Origin of the sequence: Streptomyces curacoi (assembly GCF_001513975.1) — a bacterium.
GTDB classification, from domain to species: Bacteria; Actinomycetota; Actinomycetes; order Streptomycetales; family Streptomycetaceae; genus Streptomyces; species Streptomyces curacoi.
This window is the reverse complement of sequence record NZ_KQ947986.1, coordinates 717,073-733,887: the sequence shown is the minus strand read 5'-3', so window position 1 is coordinate 733,887 and position 16,815 is coordinate 717,073. Positions and strand designations below refer to the sequence as shown.

The 16,815-nt window shown below is 69.2% G+C and carries 14 protein-coding genes and 1 pseudogene; 4 read left to right on the top strand and 11 right to left on the bottom strand.

Translation table 11 applies throughout. The features are described from left to right. Window positions 1-25: 25 nt before the first annotated feature. Entirely contained in the window at window positions 26-1,099 is a 1,074-nt protein-coding gene (locus tag AQI70_RS12925) for an ADP-ribosylglycohydrolase family protein (protein ID WP_062147887.1), read from the bottom strand. A gap of 235 nt (window positions 1,100-1,334) precedes the next feature. On the opposite strand from AQI70_RS12925, the gene AQI70_RS12920 reads away from it, so the two are divergent. Next, window positions 1,335-2,453 (top strand): glycerate kinase, encoded by a 1,119-nt coding sequence (locus AQI70_RS12920; protein ID WP_062147884.1) that lies wholly within the window; start codon window positions 1,335-1,337, stop codon window positions 2,451-2,453. Between the two features lie 97 nt (window positions 2,454-2,550). Here AQI70_RS12920 and AQI70_RS12915 read toward each other — a convergent pair whose 3' ends face one another. Continuing rightward, entirely contained in the window at window positions 2,551-2,955 is a 405-nt protein-coding gene (locus AQI70_RS12915) for a hypothetical protein (RefSeq protein WP_159042650.1), read from the bottom strand. Window positions 2,956-3,570: 615 nt separating this feature from the next. Here AQI70_RS12915 and AQI70_RS12910 point away from each other — a divergent pair. The 3 genes and pseudogenes from AQI70_RS12910 to AQI70_RS40890 all read left to right on the top strand — a co-directional run. After that, window positions 3,571-4,284, top strand: coding sequence for an ABC transporter ATP-binding protein (locus tag AQI70_RS12910; protein WP_062147878.1), 714 nt, complete (start codon window positions 3,571-3,573; stop codon window positions 4,282-4,284). Further along, complete coding sequence (locus AQI70_RS12905) at window positions 4,281-6,512, top strand: hypothetical protein (RefSeq protein WP_062147875.1); 2,232 nt, start codon at window positions 4,281-4,283, stop codon at window positions 6,510-6,512. The genes AQI70_RS12910 and AQI70_RS12905 overlap by 4 nt, the downstream gene beginning before the upstream one ends. A 67-nt stretch (window positions 6,513-6,579) precedes the next feature. Then, window positions 6,580-6,735 (top strand): annotated as a pseudogene (locus tag AQI70_RS40890) (glycosyltransferase family 39 protein); the annotation flags it as partial. A 299-nt stretch (window positions 6,736-7,034) separates the two neighbouring features. Here AQI70_RS40890 and pssA read toward each other — a convergent pair. The 9 genes from pssA to AQI70_RS12860 form a co-directional block, all read right to left on the bottom strand. Further along, the gene (gene pssA, locus AQI70_RS12900) at window positions 7,035-7,898 is read right to left on the bottom strand and encodes a CDP-diacylglycerol--serine O-phosphatidyltransferase (protein ID WP_079051261.1); all 864 of its coding nucleotides are present in this window, start codon (window positions 7,896-7,898) and stop codon (window positions 7,035-7,037) included. Beyond that, window positions 7,885-8,544, bottom strand: coding sequence for a phosphatidylserine decarboxylase (locus AQI70_RS12895; protein WP_003996602.1), 660 nt, complete (start codon window positions 8,542-8,544; stop codon window positions 7,885-7,887). Before AQI70_RS12895 ends, pssA begins: the two co-directional genes overlap by 14 nt. Before the next feature lie 170 nt (window positions 8,545-8,714). Next, entirely contained in the window at window positions 8,715-9,920 is a 1,206-nt protein-coding gene (locus AQI70_RS12890) for an acyl-CoA dehydrogenase family protein (RefSeq protein WP_062147870.1), read from the bottom strand. Then, window positions 9,920-10,432, bottom strand: coding sequence for a MaoC family dehydratase (locus tag AQI70_RS12885; RefSeq protein ID WP_019757884.1), 513 nt, complete (start codon window positions 10,430-10,432; stop codon window positions 9,920-9,922). The genes AQI70_RS12890 and AQI70_RS12885 overlap by 1 nt, the downstream gene beginning before the upstream one ends. 5 nt (window positions 10,433-10,437) lie before the next feature. Beyond that, on the bottom strand, window positions 10,438-11,397 hold the full coding sequence (locus AQI70_RS12880; RefSeq protein ID WP_003996599.1) for an HpcH/HpaI aldolase/citrate lyase family protein: 960 nt from the start codon (window positions 11,395-11,397) through the stop codon (window positions 10,438-10,440). Further along, a complete protein-coding gene (locus tag AQI70_RS12875) occupies window positions 11,394-13,442 on the bottom strand; it encodes a protein meaA (RefSeq protein WP_062147866.1) in 2,049 nt (682 codons plus the stop codon). Before AQI70_RS12875 ends, AQI70_RS12880 begins: the two co-directional genes overlap by 4 nt. Before the next feature lie 18 nt (window positions 13,443-13,460). Then, window positions 13,461-14,804 (bottom strand): crotonyl-CoA carboxylase/reductase, encoded by a 1,344-nt coding sequence (ccrA, locus tag AQI70_RS12870; RefSeq protein ID WP_062148347.1) that lies wholly within the window; start codon window positions 14,802-14,804, stop codon window positions 13,461-13,463. A 660-nt stretch (window positions 14,805-15,464) separates the two neighbouring features. Further along, on the bottom strand, window positions 15,465-15,683 hold the full coding sequence (locus AQI70_RS12865; RefSeq protein WP_062147863.1) for a hypothetical protein: 219 nt from the start codon (window positions 15,681-15,683) through the stop codon (window positions 15,465-15,467). A gap of 153 nt (window positions 15,684-15,836) precedes the next feature. Next, entirely contained in the window at window positions 15,837-16,649 is an 813-nt protein-coding gene (locus AQI70_RS12860) for a TetR family transcriptional regulator (protein WP_244181590.1), read from the bottom strand. Window positions 16,650-16,815 lie beyond the last annotated feature (166 nt).

Genomic DNA, 16,815 nt, shown 5'->3' with positions numbered 1-16,815 from the left:
CCCGCAACACCTAGTCCTCCGCCACCTAGTCCTCCGCCCGCGCCAGTCGTACCGTCCGCTCCGCCAGCTCGCTGATCCGCACCCCGTCGAACCCGAACACCGCACTGCGGACCGTGTCCTCCAGCGGCTCGGTCCACTGGTCCGGGATCGTCTCCGCCCCGGTCAGCACACCGGTCACCGAACCGGCCGTCGCCCCGTTGGAGTCGGTGTCCAGACCGCCGCGGACGGTGAGGGTGATGGTGCGGGTGAAGTCGCCGTCGCCGTAGAGGAGGCCGGCGGTGAGCACGGCGGCGTTCGGGACGCTGTGGATCCAGCCGAGCCCCGCGGTCTCCTCGGCGACCGTGGTGAGCGTGTCCTCCCAGGTCATCCGGGTGTCGTGGAGCGAGACGACCCGGCGGACGGTTCGGGCGAGGCGGCAGCTCGCCGGGATGACGGCGAGTGCCTCGTCGATGGCGTGGCGGACCGTGGGCGCCGTGAACGCCGCCGCGATCAGCGCCGCCGCCCACATCGCGCCGTACACGCCGTTGCCGGTGTGCGACAGCACCGCGTCCCGGCGGGCCAGGGAGGCGGCGCGGCGCGGGGCGCCCGGGCAGGTCCAGCCGTAGATGTCGGCGCGGATGAGGGCGCCGATCCACTCCTGGTACGGGTTTTCGTACGTGGCCGTCAGCGGCGGTTTCAGACCGTTCGCGAGGTTGCGGTACGCGGCCCGCTCCGCCGTGAAGGTCTGCAGATACGGCAGCCGCAGCAGCCACAGGTCACCGACCTGCTCGGTGCTGAAGTCGAAGCCGTATGTCTCCAGCAGGTCGAGGCCGAGGATCGCGTAGTCGACGTCGTCGTCGCGGCAGCTGCCGTGGATACGGCCGCGCACGCACTGGCGCCACTCCGGGCGCAGCTCGAAGCCGTCGCTCTCGCTGATCGGCTCGGGGAGATAGTCGGTGAGGGGAAGGGCTGCGGCCTGCCGCAGATAGCGGTCGATCCTCTCCCGCGTCCACAGGTCGCCCTGCTCGACCGGCTTGCCGAGCATGTTGCCCGCGATCCGGCCCAGCCAGCCACCGAGGATGCGGTCGGCGAGCTCTGGCTCAGTGCCCACAGGGGTCATAGGACCGGTTTACCCAATTCCGGGGGCGCCCGCGCGGGCTTCGACCGTCCGCACAGGGGGCGCGCAGGACGTCCGCAGGGCGCTCGTGGGGCGTTCTCAGGGTCCGGGCAGGGCATGACGGCGGGGGCGTCCTCCGGTTAAGGTCGCAGCGGCGCGACTGGCCCTGACGTGCGCGGGGCCCGGAGAGCAAGGGGAAGACAAGGTGGCGGACGCTGCAGTGGACGGTGCCCGAAGGGTGCTCATCGCCGCGGACAAGTTCAAGGGATCGCTCACGGCCGTGCAGGTCGCCGAGCGGGTGACGGCTGGCCTGCGCCGGGTCGTGCCGGGCCTCGACGTCGAGGCCATGCCCGTGGCCGACGGCGGCGACGGGACCGTGGACGCGGCGGTCGCGGCCGGGTTCGAGCGGCGGGAGGTGCGGGTCGCCGGGCCCCTCGGGGACGAGGTGACGGCGGCGTTCGCGCTGCGCGGCGACACCGCGGTCGTGGAGATGGCGGAGGCGAGCGGCCTGCAGCGGCTGCCCGCGGGCGTCTTCGCCCCGCTCACGGCGTCCACGTACGGCTCCGGCGAGCTGCTGCGGGCCGCCCTGGACGCGGGCGCCCGCACGATCGTGTTCGGCGTCGGCGGCAGCGCGACCACCGACGGCGGCGCCGGCATGCTGACCGCGCTGGGCGCGCGCTTCCTGGACGCGGACGGGGAGCCGGTGACCCCGGGTGGGGGAGGTCTGGGCGACCTGGCCACCGCCGATCTGTCGGGCCTTGACCCGCGTCTGGCCTCCGTCGAGCTGGTCCTGGCGAGCGACGTCGACAACCCGCTGACCGGCCCGAAGGGCGCTCCGGCGGTGTACGGCCCGCAGAAGGGCGCCTCGCCGGACGACGTGGCGACGCTGGACGCGGCCCTCGCGCACTACGCGAAGGTCCTGGAGGAGGCGGTCGGCCCCAAGGCCGCCGAGCACGCGGCGTCGCCGGGCGCGGGAGCGGCGGGCGGCATCGGCTACGGCGCCCTGCTGATCGGCGCGGGCTTCCGCCCCGGCATCGAGGTCATGCTGGACGTCCTGGGCTTCGCGCCCGCCCTGGAGCGCGCCTCACTGGTCATCACCGGCGAGGGCTCCCTGGACGAGCAGACCCTCCACGGCAAGGCCCCGGCGGGCGTCGCGGCGGCGGCGCGCGCCCGCGGCATCGAGGTCGTCGCGGTCTGCGGCCGTCTGGCCCTCCCCCCGGAGGCCCTGGGCCACGCGGGCATCCGCCGCGCGTACGCCTTGTCGGCGCTCGAACCGGACCCGGTGAAGTCCATGGCCGAGGCGGGTCCTCTCCTGGAACGCGTGGCGGAGTCGATCGCGCGGGACTTCCTGACCTGACCGTCGGCGGGGCGCGGCCCCGGAGCCTGCCGTCCCGTACGGCCACGAGTGAGGCCCGGATGCGGAAGGCATCCGGGCCTCGACACGATCGAGACGATCAGCGTCCGTCGCCGGGCCGGTCGTCCGGGCCGCACTTGTCCGGGGTCAGGTCGTAGTGCACGCAAGCGGTGACCTTCACGACGTAATTGCTCGTGGAGGAGTCGCTGTACGTGGTCTCTCCCTTGCCCTTCTTGTTCCAGAGGCGCAGGCCCTTGGTGTTCTTGCGGTCGAACTCCGAGTAGACGGCGCTGTCGTCCGCCCTCTCGTCGCGCACGGCAACATTCTTGTTGCCGGCCGACTGCAAGCTGTAGGCGTAAGAGATGTGGATGTCCGGGTTCGTGTGGTGGTTGAGCCTGGACGTGACATCTTCGCCGGCGTCGGCGTAGGCCGGCGCTGCCCCCGCAACGGCGCCGAGCATGGCAACAGCCATCGCGGCCTTCTTGGCGCTCCTGGATATCTGCATGGTTCTCCCCTTTGACGCAGCAACTCAACGGCTGCGATTGGCGGTCATCACGATGACGGCCTTCAGAAATGACGCACCCATGAGCGGGGCACCGCGAGGCAGGTCACGCCAAGCGGCTTCTGTTGCAGATCCCCCCCCATGGACGCGAGAAGAAGGCCTTCCTCGCGACCAGTGCAAGATCATATGCCAAAGTCGACGGCAGGCAAGCGCAATTCCTCCGGGGCTCACAGTGGGTTGAAGCGCGGCACGGACACGGCTTTCCCGGCATGTGACATGCGCCATATGGCGCCTTTGGGGGGCCGTATCGATCCCTCAATGGAATATGTTCCGATCGGCTCAACTCTGCTTCACGGGTCAGGACCACAGGAACCCATCGACATCCTTGGGCCCGATTTGTCTTTGTGACGCTTTTGCCTGGTGATCGCCTTGGCCTAATATCGGCACGATCGCGAGGGGCTGACCTCTCTCGCGCAACGGGGGACGATTCACGGGGGCGCTGTTTCTCATGCTCACGGGAAGAGCCCGTCATCCGCGGGACAGGGGGTCGCCTCTGCCCTGCAGCGTCACCGCGACGTCGCACGGTGACGCGGCAACCGCTACCCGAGGGCACATCACGTGAGCAACTCCGACACCGGGCCCGCGCCCGACCCCGTACTCCACATTCAGGATCTGAACTACTCGGTCCGGGACCGCACCCTGTTCAAGGGCCTGCAACTCAGTGTCAGCGCAGGCGAGTCAGTGGCGATCACGGGTCGGAGCGGCTCGGGCAAGAGCACGCTGCTCTCGTCGATCCTCGGCCTGATCAAGCCGCATGGCGGAAGCGTCAGGGTAACCGGTGCGGACGTGACGAAGCTGCGGGGCAAGCAGCTCGCCAAGCTGCGCAGCGAAACAATCGGCACGGTCTTCCAGTTCGGGGAGCTGCTGCCCGAACTCAGCCCGCTGGACAACGTGGCGCTGGCGGCGCTGTTGTCGCGTTCCGCCGACCGCGCCGACGGGTACCGCCGGGCGCAGGAACTGCTGGACGAACTCCGCGTTCCGCGGGCCGAGACGACGGAGGAACTCTCCGGAGGTGAGCATCAGCGCACAGCTGTGGCTCGTGCGCTGATCAACTCGCCCGAGCTGATTCTGGCCGATGAGCCCACTGGCTCCCTCGACCCTGACGCCACTGCTCGCATCGCGGAACTGCTCTTCGAGCTCCCTCGGCGGCGCAGGTGTGGGCTGGTGCTGGTGACGCACGACGTCGAGGTCGCCGCACAAGCGGACCGGGTGCTGCGTCTTGAGGCCGGTCTGCTGGTTCCCGCCCGGGTGCGGGAGGCGGTGGAGGCGTGAGCGGAGCCGGACACGGCGGCTTGTCACTTCAGCTGCTGCGCATAGGGCGCGACGCGGGCCGACGCTCGGAGGCGGCCGGGACCAGGGCCGCGGCCCTGGCGCTTTCGGCTTTCGCTGTCGCACTGTGCCTGGGCCTGATGGCGATGGTGCACGCCTCCTATGCGGGCAAGGAGCTGCGGCGTGACGCCAGGACTCCGGTCGGGCTGACAGAGCAGTCACCGGCGACCCGGGCCACGTTGTGGCTGGTCGGCTCGGACGCGCTGAAGGGGAAGCGGCTCTTCAGCGTCGTATTCATCGCGCCGCACACGTCGAATGCCCCACTCCCTCCGGGAGTGGATCGTTGGCCGGGGCCGGGTGAGGCCGTTCTGTCCCCCGGTCTGCTGAAAGCCGGCGCCGCGGAGGGGATCGCCGGCCGGTACGGAAAGCTCTCGGGCACGATCGGGCAGGAGGGCTTGGACGACCCTGGAGAGTGGCTCGCCTACGTCCGGCCCGCCAAGGGCATGAAGGCCGACGCGCCGATCGAGGCCGTGGTCGGTTTCGGGCCGAGGGCAGGCATGCCGGCTGAAGGCTTGCAGCCCGGGATGGGGCGTGACAACGACAAGCCCGAGTGGATGTTCCAGAGCCTCGTCATCGGCCTGCTGCTCCTACCGAGTCTCGTGCTCCTGTTCACCGCACTCCGTGCCGGGGCACATGGCCGTGACCGCAGAGCCGCCCTGGTCGATGCCCTGGGAGGGCTGCGGCGCGACCGCGCCCTGATCGCCGTGGGCGAGGCGATGCGACCGGTGACGTGGGGAGCCCTCGCGTCGATTCCGTTCTTCGCCGTGGCCGCGTTCGTCGACGTCCGGGTCCCGTTCGTCGGCTACGTGACGTCATCCGCCGACGTGCGTCAGCATGGCTGGCCGCTGCTGCTGACCCCCGTGGCCGCCATGGTGACGGCGCTGGCCCTCGCCGCCATCAGCGACCAGCTGGCCGGCCGGGCCAAGGGGACCCGACCCGCCAACGCGAGCAGGTCACGCCGGCAGCGGTACCTCGCGTTCCTCTGTGCGCCGGCGGTCCTGCTCGCCGGCCGCGGTCCGGAACTCGCCGGCGACAGTACGCAGTACCGGACATGGATCAGCTGGATCGGCCTTGCCCTCGTCGTCCTCACCCTGCCGGCCGCGGTGGCAGTCGTCGTGGCCAAGCTCGGCGGAAGCCTGGAGCGGACCGGGCGACAGCGGGGCTGGGCCGGTGCGCTGATCGCGGGCCGCCGCATCAGCCACTACCCGGCGGCTACGGCCCGCCTGGTTACTGGTGTGACGGTTGCGCTGATCGTCTTCATGCAGGCCCTCGCCTGGCAGGCGATGTTCGGGACCTACCACGCCAAAATGGAGGAGATCCTCAGCGCCACCGACAGGAGGGTGGCGGAAATCGGCCCCAGGGGGACGGTCTCCACCAGGGAGGCCGCCGCTTACCTGGAATCCATCCCCGAGGGCAATGTGCCAGTCGTCCTCGCACCTCCCCGCGCCGCCGATGAAGGCCCGATCACGATCAGCGGAGGATGCGTTGCGCTGGAGAGCCTTCGGCTGCCGTGTCCGCCCACACCGGCCCGCGTCGATGTCGCTCTCGATCGGCGCTTGCAGCAGCTGCTCCAGTGGAACACGGAGGGCGGCACCTATCTGAAGGTGGTCCGAGCCGACCACGCCGAGCTGGCCGAGCAGACCGTGCAGAGCACCAGCACCCTGGCGGTGGTGAGGGCTGATGGCGGCGTCCCTGCCGTCGCGGCTCTCAAGGAAGCCTCCTACCGGGCTTATCCCCGAGGGGCCCAGGTCCGTTTTCCCGGGGAGGAGTGGCTGGCCGACGGTATCCCGGACCGGGAGCAGGGCCGATGGATCCGGCTCTTCGGCGTGCTGGGAATGGGAATCCTCGTGTTCGCCATCGGCCTCGGTGCCAAGGCCGAGTTCCTGCGCCAGGGCCGGGGACTGGCGCCGCTGACCGTGTTGACCGGCGGATACCGCGTCTTTCGCAGCAGCGCCGCCTGGGCGATCGTCGCGCCGCTCGCGCTCGCCGCACTGGCGGGGTGCGTCGTCGCTGCCTGGACCGCACGACCGGTCGCCCGGCCAGGAATGGCCTACGTCGCCCCCGACGGCCTCATGGCGACCGCCGTCACCGTGGTGCTCGCCGTGTCCGTCGTGATGGGGCTGTGGGCTGCTCGCATCGCCGGGCAGCAGGCCCGCAACTGGCGAGCCTAGGTGCCACTCCCGGTTCGGCCCGAATATCCGGTTCCGCCTCCGGGCCCGGCAACTGAGGCAGTCCCGATGTGAGACGGCCATCGGCCACCGGCTGGCCGGTGGCCGGGCGGGTCTGGGAGGAGGGCCGATGTTCGGGCGGCTTCCTGCTGTGCGGTTCCACCTCCAGGAGGGACGCCCGTACGCACTGGTCGCGGCAGGAGCCGGCATCGCCACACTGCTGCTGGGTTGACCCGGCACATGCTGATCGGCCCGACGATCGTGCAGGCCATCGGCGCTCTCGGAGCCCTGCTGGACCGGCCATGTGGGCCTGGCCCTGCCGATCGGCGCAGCACTGGCCGCTGATCGCCCTGTGGCCCCGATCGCCGGCCAAACGGCCCCCCGGCCGGCCGCGTGGACGATGTCCTGGCCGTGGCGGCGGACGTGCGACAGCCAGGGCAGCGAGGCTGCTGCCGCAGGAAAACCCGTGGGGCCCGGACCGAATCGCGATTCGGTCCGGGCCCCACGGGCGACGTACAAGCCGAGCTACGGGATCTGCGCCGCCCGCGCCTCGCGGCTCTCGCGCCGGTTGTCACGGAAGGTGTTCACCCGGCGTGCCGTGGCGAACAGCGGGATCGTCGCCCCCATCACGATCTGCAGCGCGCAGCCCATCTGCAGCAGCACCTGGCCGCCCGGCGCGTCGAACGCCCACGCCGCCAGCATGCCCATGGCCGACACGATCCAGCCGAGCATCGCCACCGCGAGGATGCCCCGCGGCTTCGGGTACTCGACCCGGCTCACCATCAGCCACGCGGTGCCCACCACCGCCAGCAGCGTCGCCTCGAACGGCAGTTCGAGCAGCACGATCGAGACGACAGTGAGTGCGCCGAATGGCGAGGGCATGCCCTGGAACGTGCCGTCCTTGACCGTGACGCACGAGAACCGCGCGAGCCGTAGCACCACCGCCAGCAGTACGACGATCGCCCCGACCGCCGCCACCCGCTGGTGAGCGTCGTTCGCGACAACGCCGTACACGAGCACGAAGTACGCCGGCGCCAGCCCGAAGCTGATCAGGTCGGACAGGTTGTCCAGCTCCGCGCCCATGGGGGAGGAGCGCAGCTTGCGCGCCACCAGCCCGTCGAAGAGGTCGAAGACCGCCGCGCAGAGCATGAGGATGACCGCCGTGGCCGCGCTGTGGCGGGCCATGCCGGTCTCCTGGCTGCCGGTGAGGTGCGGGATCAGGATGCCGGTGGTGGTGAAGTACACCGCCATGAAGCCGCACGTGGCGTTGCCGAGGGTGAGGGTGTCCGCTATCGACAGGCGCAGAGAGAGGGGCATCTCCTCCTCTTCGTCGACCTCGTCGGCGTCGGGCACCCAGCCCGGCTGTGTCTCCGGATCAATCACGGTCAATGCGAGTCACCCCAGCCACGGTCTTCTGCCCGACCTCGACCGCGACCTCCACACCTTCGGGCAGGTAGATGTCGACACGCGAGCCGAAGCGGATCAGACCGATACGGTCACCCTGCTCGACCTTCGTGCCCTGCGGGATGTAGGGAACGATACGACGGGCCACCGCGCCGGCGATCTGGATCATCTCGATGTCGCCGAGCTCGGTGTCGAAATGCCAGACAACGCGCTCGTTGTTCTCGCTCTCCTTGTTGAACGCCGGAACGAACCCGCCCGGGATGTGCTCCACTGAGGTGACCGTGCCGGAGAGCGGCGCACGGTTGACGTGGACGTTGAGCGGGCTCATGAAGATCGCGACGCGGGTGCGGCCGTCCTTCCACGGCATGATGCTCTGCACCACACCGTCGGCGGGCGAGATGACCCGGCCCTGGGCGATCTCGCGCTCGGGGTCGCGGAAGAACCACAGCATGCCCGCCGCGAGAGCGGTGGCGGGCACGGCGACGGCCTTGGCGACGCCGGAGCGGCGTGCGCGCAGCAGGCTGACGGCTGCGGTGGCGACGGTCGGGAGAAGCCACGGCGATGCTCCGCGCGCGAGGCGTACGCCGCCGACCTGGCTGTCGCGTGGTGCAGAGGTTTGGCTGTGGGGCATGGATGACCTTCGTAGCGGATGATGCCGCGCGGTATCAGGGGACGGCGGCTTTCCCGGGATCGTACCGGTCGCGGACCGCAACTGGGCAAGCCAGGAAGCCGAGTCGGCGGCCGAAGAGTGTTGACGGGGTGTGATCTTCTTCTCCAAGAAAACACCCCGTATCCGGACAATCAGCCCTGGAATCGATACTCTTCGAGCAGCCTGCGACCGATGATCATTTTTTGGATCTCGGCAGTACCTTCACCGATCAGCAGCATCGGAGCCTCACGGTAGAGGCGCTCGATCTCGTACTCCTTGGAGAAGCCGTAGCCGCCGTGGATCCGGAAGGCATCCTCCACGACCTCCTTGCAGTACTCGGAGGCGAGGTACTTCGCCATCCCAGCCTCAAGGTCGTTTCGCTCCCCGGAGTCCTTTTTGCGTGCCGCGTTCACCATCATGGCATGGGCGGCCTCGACCTTGGTAGCCATCTCGGCCAGCTTGAACTGGATCGCCTGGTGCTGGGCGATCGGCTTGCCGAAGGTGTGGCGCTGCTGGGCGTACTGGACACCGAGTTCGAAAGCACGCTGAGCGACGCCACAGCCACGCGCCGCCACATTGACGCGCCCGACCTCGACGCCGTCCATCATCTGGTAGAAACCGCGGCCGGTGACGCCGCCGAGCACCCGATTGGCCGGAATTCGCAGGCCGTCCATGATGAGCTCGGTCGTGTCGACCCCCTTGTAGCCCATCTTGTCGATCTTGCCGGGGATGGTGAGGCCCGGGCGGACCTCGCCGAAGCCGGGCTCCTTCTCGACGAGGAAGGTGGTCATCGACTTGTGGGGCGCGGTGCCCTCGGGGTGTCCTTCGTCACTTCGGACGAGGACGGCAACCAGGTTTGACGTTCCGCCGTTCGTCAGCCACATCTTCTGACCGTTCAGGACGTACTCGTCGCCGTCCTTCACCGCCTTCGAGGTGATGGCCGACACATCGGAGCCGAGGCCCGGCTCCGACATCGAGAAGGCGCCCCGGATGTCGCCGGCCGCCATCCTCGGCAGGAAGTAGTCCTTCTGCTCCTGCGTGCCGTGCTGCTTGAGCATGTACGCCACGATGAAGTGCGTGTTGATGATGCCGGACACCGACATCCAGCCGCGGGCGATCTCCTCGACGCACAGGGCGTACGTCAGGAGGGACTCGCCCAGGCCGCCGTACTCCTCGGGGATCATCAGGCCGAACAGGCCCAACTCCTTGAGGCCGTCGACGATCTGCTGCGGGTACTCGTCGCGGTGCTCCAGCTCGGTCGCGACCGGGATGATCTCCTTGTCGACAAAGTCCCGGACGGTGGAGAGGATCTCCTGCTGGATGTCCGTCAGACCGGCGGTCTGGGCGAGGCGCGCCATTACTTCTCCTGCTGCTTCAGCTCCGGGCGGCCCGGCTGCTCGCCGCCGCGCTCCTTGATGTACGTCTCGGTGGGCACCATCACCTTGCGGCGGAACACGCACACCAGCGTGCCGTCCTGCTTGTAGCCCTTGGTCTCGACGTAGACGATGCCGCGGTCGTTCTTCGACTTCGACGGCCACTTGTCGAGCACGGTCGTCTCGCCGTAGATCGTGTCGCCGTGGAAGGTCGGCGCCACGTGCTTGAGCGACTCGATCTCCAGGTTGGCGATCGCCTTGCCGGAGATGTCCGGGACGCTCATGCCGAGCAGCAGCGAGTAGATGTAGTTCCCGACGACGACGTTCTTGCCGAAGTCCGTCGTCTTCTCCGCATAGTTCGTGTCCATGTGGAGCGGGTGGTGGTTCATGGTGAGGAGACAGAAGAGGTGGTCGTCGTACTCGGTGACCGTCTTGCCCGGCCAGTGCTTGTACGTCGCCCCGACCTCGAACTCCTCGTAGGTGCGTCCGAACTGCATGGCCGTCACGCCTCCGGGATCTCGAACTTGCTGGTGCGCTGCATGCCGGCGGCGCGGCCCTTGCCCGCGATGACCAGCGCCATCTTGCGGCTGGCCTCGTCGATCATCTCGTCGCCGAGCATCGCGGAGCCCTTCTTGCCGCCCGCCTCGGACGTGTAGTACTCGTACGCGTCCAGGATCAGCTCGGCGTGGTCGTAGTCCTCCTGCGACGGCGAGAAGATCTCGTTGGACGCCTCGACCTGGCCCGGGTGCAGCACCCACTTGCCGTCGAAACCGAGCGCGGCGGCGCGCTGGGCGACCTCGCGGTAGCCGTCGATGTTGCGGATCTGCAGGTAGGGGCCGTCGATCGCCTGGAGGTTGTTGGCGCGGGCGGCCATCAGGATCTTCATCAGGATGTAGTGGTAGGCGTCCGCCGGGTAGCCGGGCGGCTGCTCGCCCACGACCAGCGACTTCATGTTGATGGACGCCATGAAGTCGGCGGGGCCGAAGATGATCGTCTCGACGCGCTGGGAGGCCTGGGCGATCTCGTTGACGTTGTTCAGACCCTGGGCGTTCTCGATCTGCGCCTCGATGCCGATCTTGCCGACCTCGAAGCCCATGGTCTTCTCGATCTGCGTCAGCAGCAGGTCCAGGGCGACGATCTGCTGGGCGTCCTGGACCTTCGGCAGCATGATGCAGTCGAGGTTCTGGCCGGCGCCCTCGACGACCGTGACGACGTCCCGGTACGTCCACTCGGTCGTCCAGTCGTTGACGCGCACGACCCTCGTCTTGCCCGTCCAGTCACCTTCATTGAGGAACTTGACGATGGTGTGCCGCGCCTCGGGCTTGGCGAGGGGGGCGCACGCGTCCTCCAGGTCGAGGAAGACCTGGTCCGCCGGGAGGCCCTGCGCCTTCTCCAGGAAGCGGGGGTTGCTTCCCGGGACCGCGAGACACGAGCGGCGGGGACGCAGACGGTTGACGGTCATGCGGGGACCTCCAGGGGGTCGAGCTTGTTCGCTTTCCGGATCTCGTCGACGATGCGGCCGATGATTCCGGTGATGTCGAAGTCCTTCGGGGTGAAGACGGCGGCCACTCCGGCGGACCTGAGCTGCTCGGCGTCACCATTCGGGATGATGCCACCGGCGATCACGGGTATATCTGTGGCACCGGCCACACGGAGCCGCTCCAGCACGTCCGGCACCAGCTGCGCGTGCGATCCGGACAGGATCGACAGGCCGACCGCGTGCACGTCCTCCGCCAGGGCCGCGTCCACGATCTGCTCCGGCGTCAGACGGATGCCCTGGTAGACCACCTCGAACCCGGCGTCACGCGCGCGGACGGCTATCTGCTCGGCGCCGTTGGAGTGCCCGTCCAGGCCCGGCTTGCCGACCAGGAAGCGCAGCTTGCCGACACCGAGCTCCTGCGCGGTCAGTTCGACCTTGCGGCGGACCTCGCTGAGCGCCGAGCCCTCCGCGGCGGCGACGGCCACCGGAGCCGACGAAACACCGGTCGGCGCCCGGAACTCGCCGAACACCTCGCGCAGGGCCCCGGCCCACTCGCCGGTCGTGACACCGGCGCGGGCGCACTCCAGGGTGGCCTCCATGAGGTTGGCGGTGCCCTTCGCGGCCTCCTTCAGCCGCTCCAGCGCCTTGCACGGGCGCGGGTGGTTGAAGGGCGGCTGGTAACGGGTGTCGCGCCAGTGCTGGAGGGAGGCGATGACGCGGGCCTCGACAGCCGGATCGACTGTCTGGATCGCCGTGTCGAGGTCGGCCGTCAAGGGATTGGGCTCGGTCGTCTCGAAGATGTTGACGCCCACGATCTTCTCCTGCCCGGACTCAATACGGGCGCGGCGCTCGGCGTGCGAGGCGACCAGCTGCGACTTGAGGTAGCCGGACTCGACGGCGGCCATCGCGCCGCCCATCTCCTGGATCCGCTCGATCTCGGCGAGGGACTCCTCGACCAGCTGGGAGACCTTCGCCTCGATGACCTTCGAGCCCTCGAAGATGTCCTCGTACTCCAGCAGATCGCTCTCGTGGGCGAGGACCTGCTGGATGCGCAGCGACCACTGCTGGTCCCAGGGGCGGGGCAGGCCCAGCGCCTCGTTCCAGGCCGGCAGCTGCACGGCACGCGCGCGTGCGTCCTTCGACAGGGTCACGGCCAGCATCTCCAGCACGATCCGCTGGACGTTGTTCTCCGGCTGCGCCTCGGTCAGCCCGAGGGAGTTGACCTGGACGCCGTACCGGAAGCGGCGCTGCTTGGGGTTCTCGATGCCGTACCGCTCGCGCGTGATCTTGTCCCAGATCCGCCCGAACGCCCGCATCTTGCACATCTCCTCGATGAAGCGGACGCCCGCGTTCACGAAGAAGGAGATACGGGCCACGACGTCCCCGAACTTCTCCTCGGGGACCTGCCCCGAGTCGCGCACGGCATCGAGAACCGCGATCGCGGTGGACATCGCGTACGCGATCTCCTGGACCGGCGTGGCGCCCGCCTCCTGCAGGTGGTAGCTGCAGATGTTGATCGGGTTCCACTTCGGGATGTGGGAGACCGTGTACGCGATCATGTCCGTCGTCAGCCGGAGTGAGGGCCCCGGCGGGAAGACATGCGTCCCCCGCGACAGGTACTCCTTGACGATGTCGTTCTGGGTCGTGCCCTGGAGCTTGGTGATGTCCGCGCCCTGCTCCTCCGCGACGACCTGGTAGAGCGCCAGCAGCCACATGGCGGTGGCGTTGATCGTCATCGAGGTGTTCATCTGCTCCAGGGGGATGTCCTGGAACAGCCGGCGCATGTCACCGAGGTGCGCGACCGGCACGCCGACCCGGCCGACCTCGCCGCGGGCGAGGATGTGGTCGGAGTCGTAGCCGGTCTGCGTCGGCAGGTCGAACGCGACCGACAGGCCGGTCTGGCCCTTGGCGAGGTTGCGCCGGTACAGCTCGTTGGACGCCTCGGCCGTGGAGTGACCGGCATAGGTCCGCATGAGCCACGGCCGGTCCTTCTCCCGCTTGCCTTCAGCAGGCTGACGCTCAGTCATCTATGACCTCGACTGCTCTCAGATGTTCCGGAAGCGGTTGATGGCGTCGATGTGCTTGGCGCGCATCTCCTCGTCGCGCACGCCCAGGCCCTCCTCGGGGGCCAGGCACAGCACGCCGACCTTGCCCTGGTGGAGGTTGCGGTGCACGTCGTACGCGGCCTGGCCGGTGTCAGCCAGGGAGTACACCTTCGACAGGGTCGGGTGGATCTTGCCCTTCGCGATGAGCCGGTTGGCCTCCCAGGCCTCGCGGTAGTTGGCGAAGTGCGAGCCGATGATCCGCTTCAGGGACATCCACAGGTAGCGGTTGTCGTACTCGTGCATGTAGCCCGAGGTCGAGGCGCAGGTGGTGATGGTGCCGCCCTTGCGGGTGACGAAGACGCTCGCGCCGAAGGTCTCGCGGCCGGGGTGCTCGAAGACGATGTCGATGTCCTCGCCGCCGGTCAGCTCGCGGATGCGCTTGCCGAAGCGCTTCCACTCCTTCGGGTCCTGAGTGTTCTCGTCCTTCCAGAACTTGTAGCCCTCGGCGTTGCGGTCGATGATCGCCTCTGCGCCCATCGAGCGGCAGATGTCCGCCTTCTGCGGCGAGGAGACGACACAGATCGGGTTGGCGCCGCCGGCCAGCGCGAACTGCGTGGCGTACGACCCGAGTCCGCCGCTCGCGCCCCAGATCAGGACGTTGTCGCCCTGCTTCATGCCGGCGCCGTTGCGGGAGACCAGCTGCCGGTACGCGGTGGAGTTGACCAGACCGGGAGCGGCGGCCTCCTCCCAGCTCAGGTGACCGGGCTTCGGCATCAGCTGGTTGGACTTGACCAGCGCGATCTCGGCGAGGCCGCCGAAGTTGGTCTCGAAGCCCCAGATGCGCTGCTCGGGGTCGAGCATCGTGTCGTTGTGGCCGTCGCTGGACTCCAGCTCGACGGACAGACAGTGCGCGACGACCTCGTCACCGGGCTGCCAGGCGTTGACGCCCGGGCCGGTGCGCAGGACGACGCCCGCGAGGTCGGAGCCGATGATGTGGTACGGCAGGTCGTGGCGCTTGGCCAGCTCGCTGGTGCGGCCGTAGCGCTCCAGGAAGCCGAACGTCGACAGCGGCTCGAAGATCGACGTCCACACCGAGTTGTAGTTGACCGAGGAGGCCATGACGGCCACCAGGGCCTCGCCCGGGCCGAGCTCCGGCAGCGGAACCTCGTCCAGGTGGATCGACTTGCGCGGGTCCTTGTCGCGGGTCTGCAGGCCCGCGAACATCTCCGTCTCGTCCTTGTGCACGGTGATCGCGCGGTACGACTCGGGGAGCGGCAGGGCGGCGAAGTCCTCCGACGTGGAGTCGGGCGACTGGATCGCGGCCAGGATGTCCTTCACGGTCACGGTGTTGCCTCCGGCGATGCGCACCCTGAGGGAGGGGTGCTGAGGGTTACGTCGGTGCTGCTGAGGGTTTTTGGTGGTTGCCGTCGGTTCGGCCGGTGGTGCTGTTCGGCAGCGCTTTGTGGCGCGGGAGGTTGCCTGTGACGCAGGCGTCCGGGCGCGCATGCCCGGGAGGGGCTTGCGGGGACAGCCGGCGTACGAATGGTCTCTGCACGCCGGCCGCCCGGACTCCTTCAACGTATGGCACGGCGTGTCACCTGGCAAGGCACTGGGTGCCAGAACTTGCTCTCAGATGAAATCTTTACGTAACAAATGAGCGATGATCGATCAAAGCTACCGGTGAGTAGGTGCTAATCGGGCGCAATGGGGCGCGCCGGCGGTCCGGCGGCCATGCGGTCGGCAGTCGGAGCCGGAGGGTGGGGGTGCTGAGGGCGTGCGGCCTCTGAAGGGCACGCAGTGCCAGGATTCTGGCCGGAGCGGGTCGTGCGTCCCGCGTTCCTGCTGGAGCGTCAATGTGCCGCCGGCCGCGGGCGGTTCCGGGCGGCGGGGACGGCGAGGTTCGCACCGACGCGAACGCCCCGGCGTCAGGCCTGGGGCCGTGACGCCGGGGCGATGCGAAGGGTCAGTCCTGAGGCCTGTCCGGCATGATCCGCCGGACGGGCCCTAAGCGCCGAGGCCGAGCAGGGCCACCTGCAGTGGCACCGCGGGCTCCTCGGGGAGGGCCGGAGGCTCCTCGCCGCGGCCCGCGTGGGTGGGCGGGACGGCGCGCAGGCCCTGGATGCCGTCGGCGGCCCACTTCGCGTCCGTCGTGGGGAGTGACAGGGTCATGCGCCGACCGTCGGCCAGCGTGGCTTCGAGCTTGGTCGGGTCGTTCGCCTGCATGGCAACTCACTTCCGTCGTGCACCATGAAAGATCCAGCTTCGACATGGAGGACGGATGGGTCGGGCAAAAGGTTCCCTCAGCCGACCGGCAACTGGTCCCCCAGAGGGGACCGTTGGCGGACGGCCCGCTGCCGAAAGCCCCGCGGCAGCCCGCTAGGACCGCTCCTTCAGCGCCTGCTCGATGGTCCGCATCACCTCGTCGAGCGGCGCGTCCGTCCTGGCCACCGTCACCAGCACCTCGCCCTGCGCGGCCACGGAGGCCGGCGCCGTACGCGGCGCGGTGTCCCGGCCCGCCCCGATGCCCGTCCCGAACGTCCGCCGTACGATCGCGAAGGCGTGGTCGAGCTGCGCCTCCACGTCGCCCTGGCCGCCCGCGCGCAGCCAGCGCCGCAGGACGTGGTTGTGCGCGGTGACCACCGCCGACGCGGCGACCTCCGCCAGCAGCGGGTCGTCGTTGGCGTCGTCGTCGTGCGCGTGCTCGTCGAAGTGGCCGAGGAGGTAGCGGGTGAAGAGGCGCTCGTAGCGGGCCACCGACGCGATCTCCGCCTCGCGCAGGGTGGGCACCTCGCGCGTGAGCTTGTAGCGGGCGACCGAGATCTCCGGCCGGGCCGCGTACATCCGCATGACTTCCTTGATGCCGCGGCACACCGTGTCGAGCGGGTGCTCATGGGCCGGTGCGGCGTTGAGCACCGCCTCCGCGCGGATCAGGGTGTCGTCGTGGTCCGGGAAGATCGCCTCTTCCTTGGAGCGGAAGTGGCGGAAGAACGTGCGGCGGGCTACCCCGGCCGCGGCCGCGATCTCGTCGACGGTGGTCGCCTCGTACCCCTTGGTCGCGAACAGCTCCATCGCCGCGGCCGCCAGTTCTCGGCGCATCTTGAGCCGCTGAGCGGCCGCGCGACTGCCTGCGGCACTTTCCGGCGCGTCGGGCGTAGCTGGTGTACGTGAGGACTTGGCGGGCTGGGACATGACCCGAACGTACTGCATGTGCGCAGCTTGATGCGCATGCACGGGGTCACCCCCGCCCTCGGAGGGCGGGGGAGCGCCGGGTCCCACGGGTGGGCATGAGCTCCGCCGGGAGGGCGGGAGCGGGCTGCCGGGGTCCAGCAGCCCGCCCCAGTCCTGACCTCCTGTG

What these genes read in the sequence shown, in the direction of transcription:
- AQI70_RS12925 (WP_062147887.1), bottom strand. Translation starts at nt 1,099, where the DNA reads ATGACCCCTGTGGGCACTGAGCCAGAGCTCGCCGACCGCATCCTCGGT.
- AQI70_RS12915 (WP_159042650.1), bottom strand. Translation starts at nt 2,955, where the DNA reads ATGCAGATATCCAGGAGCGCCAAGAAGGCCGCGATGGCTGTTGCCATG.
- AQI70_RS12895 (WP_003996602.1), bottom strand. Translation starts at nt 8,544, where the DNA reads ATGCCCCACAGCCAAACCTCTGCACCACGCGACAGCCAGGTCGGCGGC.
- AQI70_RS12890 (WP_062147870.1), bottom strand. Translation starts at nt 9,920, where the DNA reads ATGGCGCGCCTCGCCCAGACCGCCGGTCTGACGGACATCCAGCAGGAG.
- AQI70_RS12885 (WP_019757884.1), bottom strand. Translation starts at nt 10,432, where the DNA reads ATGCAGTTCGGACGCACCTACGAGGAGTTCGAGGTCGGGGCGACGTAC.
- AQI70_RS12880 (WP_003996599.1), bottom strand. Translation starts at nt 11,397, where the DNA reads ATGACCGTCAACCGTCTGCGTCCCCGCCGCTCGTGTCTCGCGGTCCCG.
- AQI70_RS12875 (WP_062147866.1), bottom strand. Translation starts at nt 13,442, where the DNA reads ATGACTGAGCGTCAGCCTGCTGAAGGCAAGCGGGAGAAGGACCGGCCG.
- AQI70_RS12865 (WP_062147863.1), bottom strand. Translation starts at nt 15,683, where the DNA reads ATGCAGGCGAACGACCCGACCAAGCTCGAAGCCACGCTGGCCGACGGT.
- AQI70_RS12860 (WP_244181590.1), bottom strand. Translation starts at nt 16,649, where the DNA reads ATGTCCCAGCCCGCCAAGTCCTCACGTACACCAGCTACGCCCGACGCG.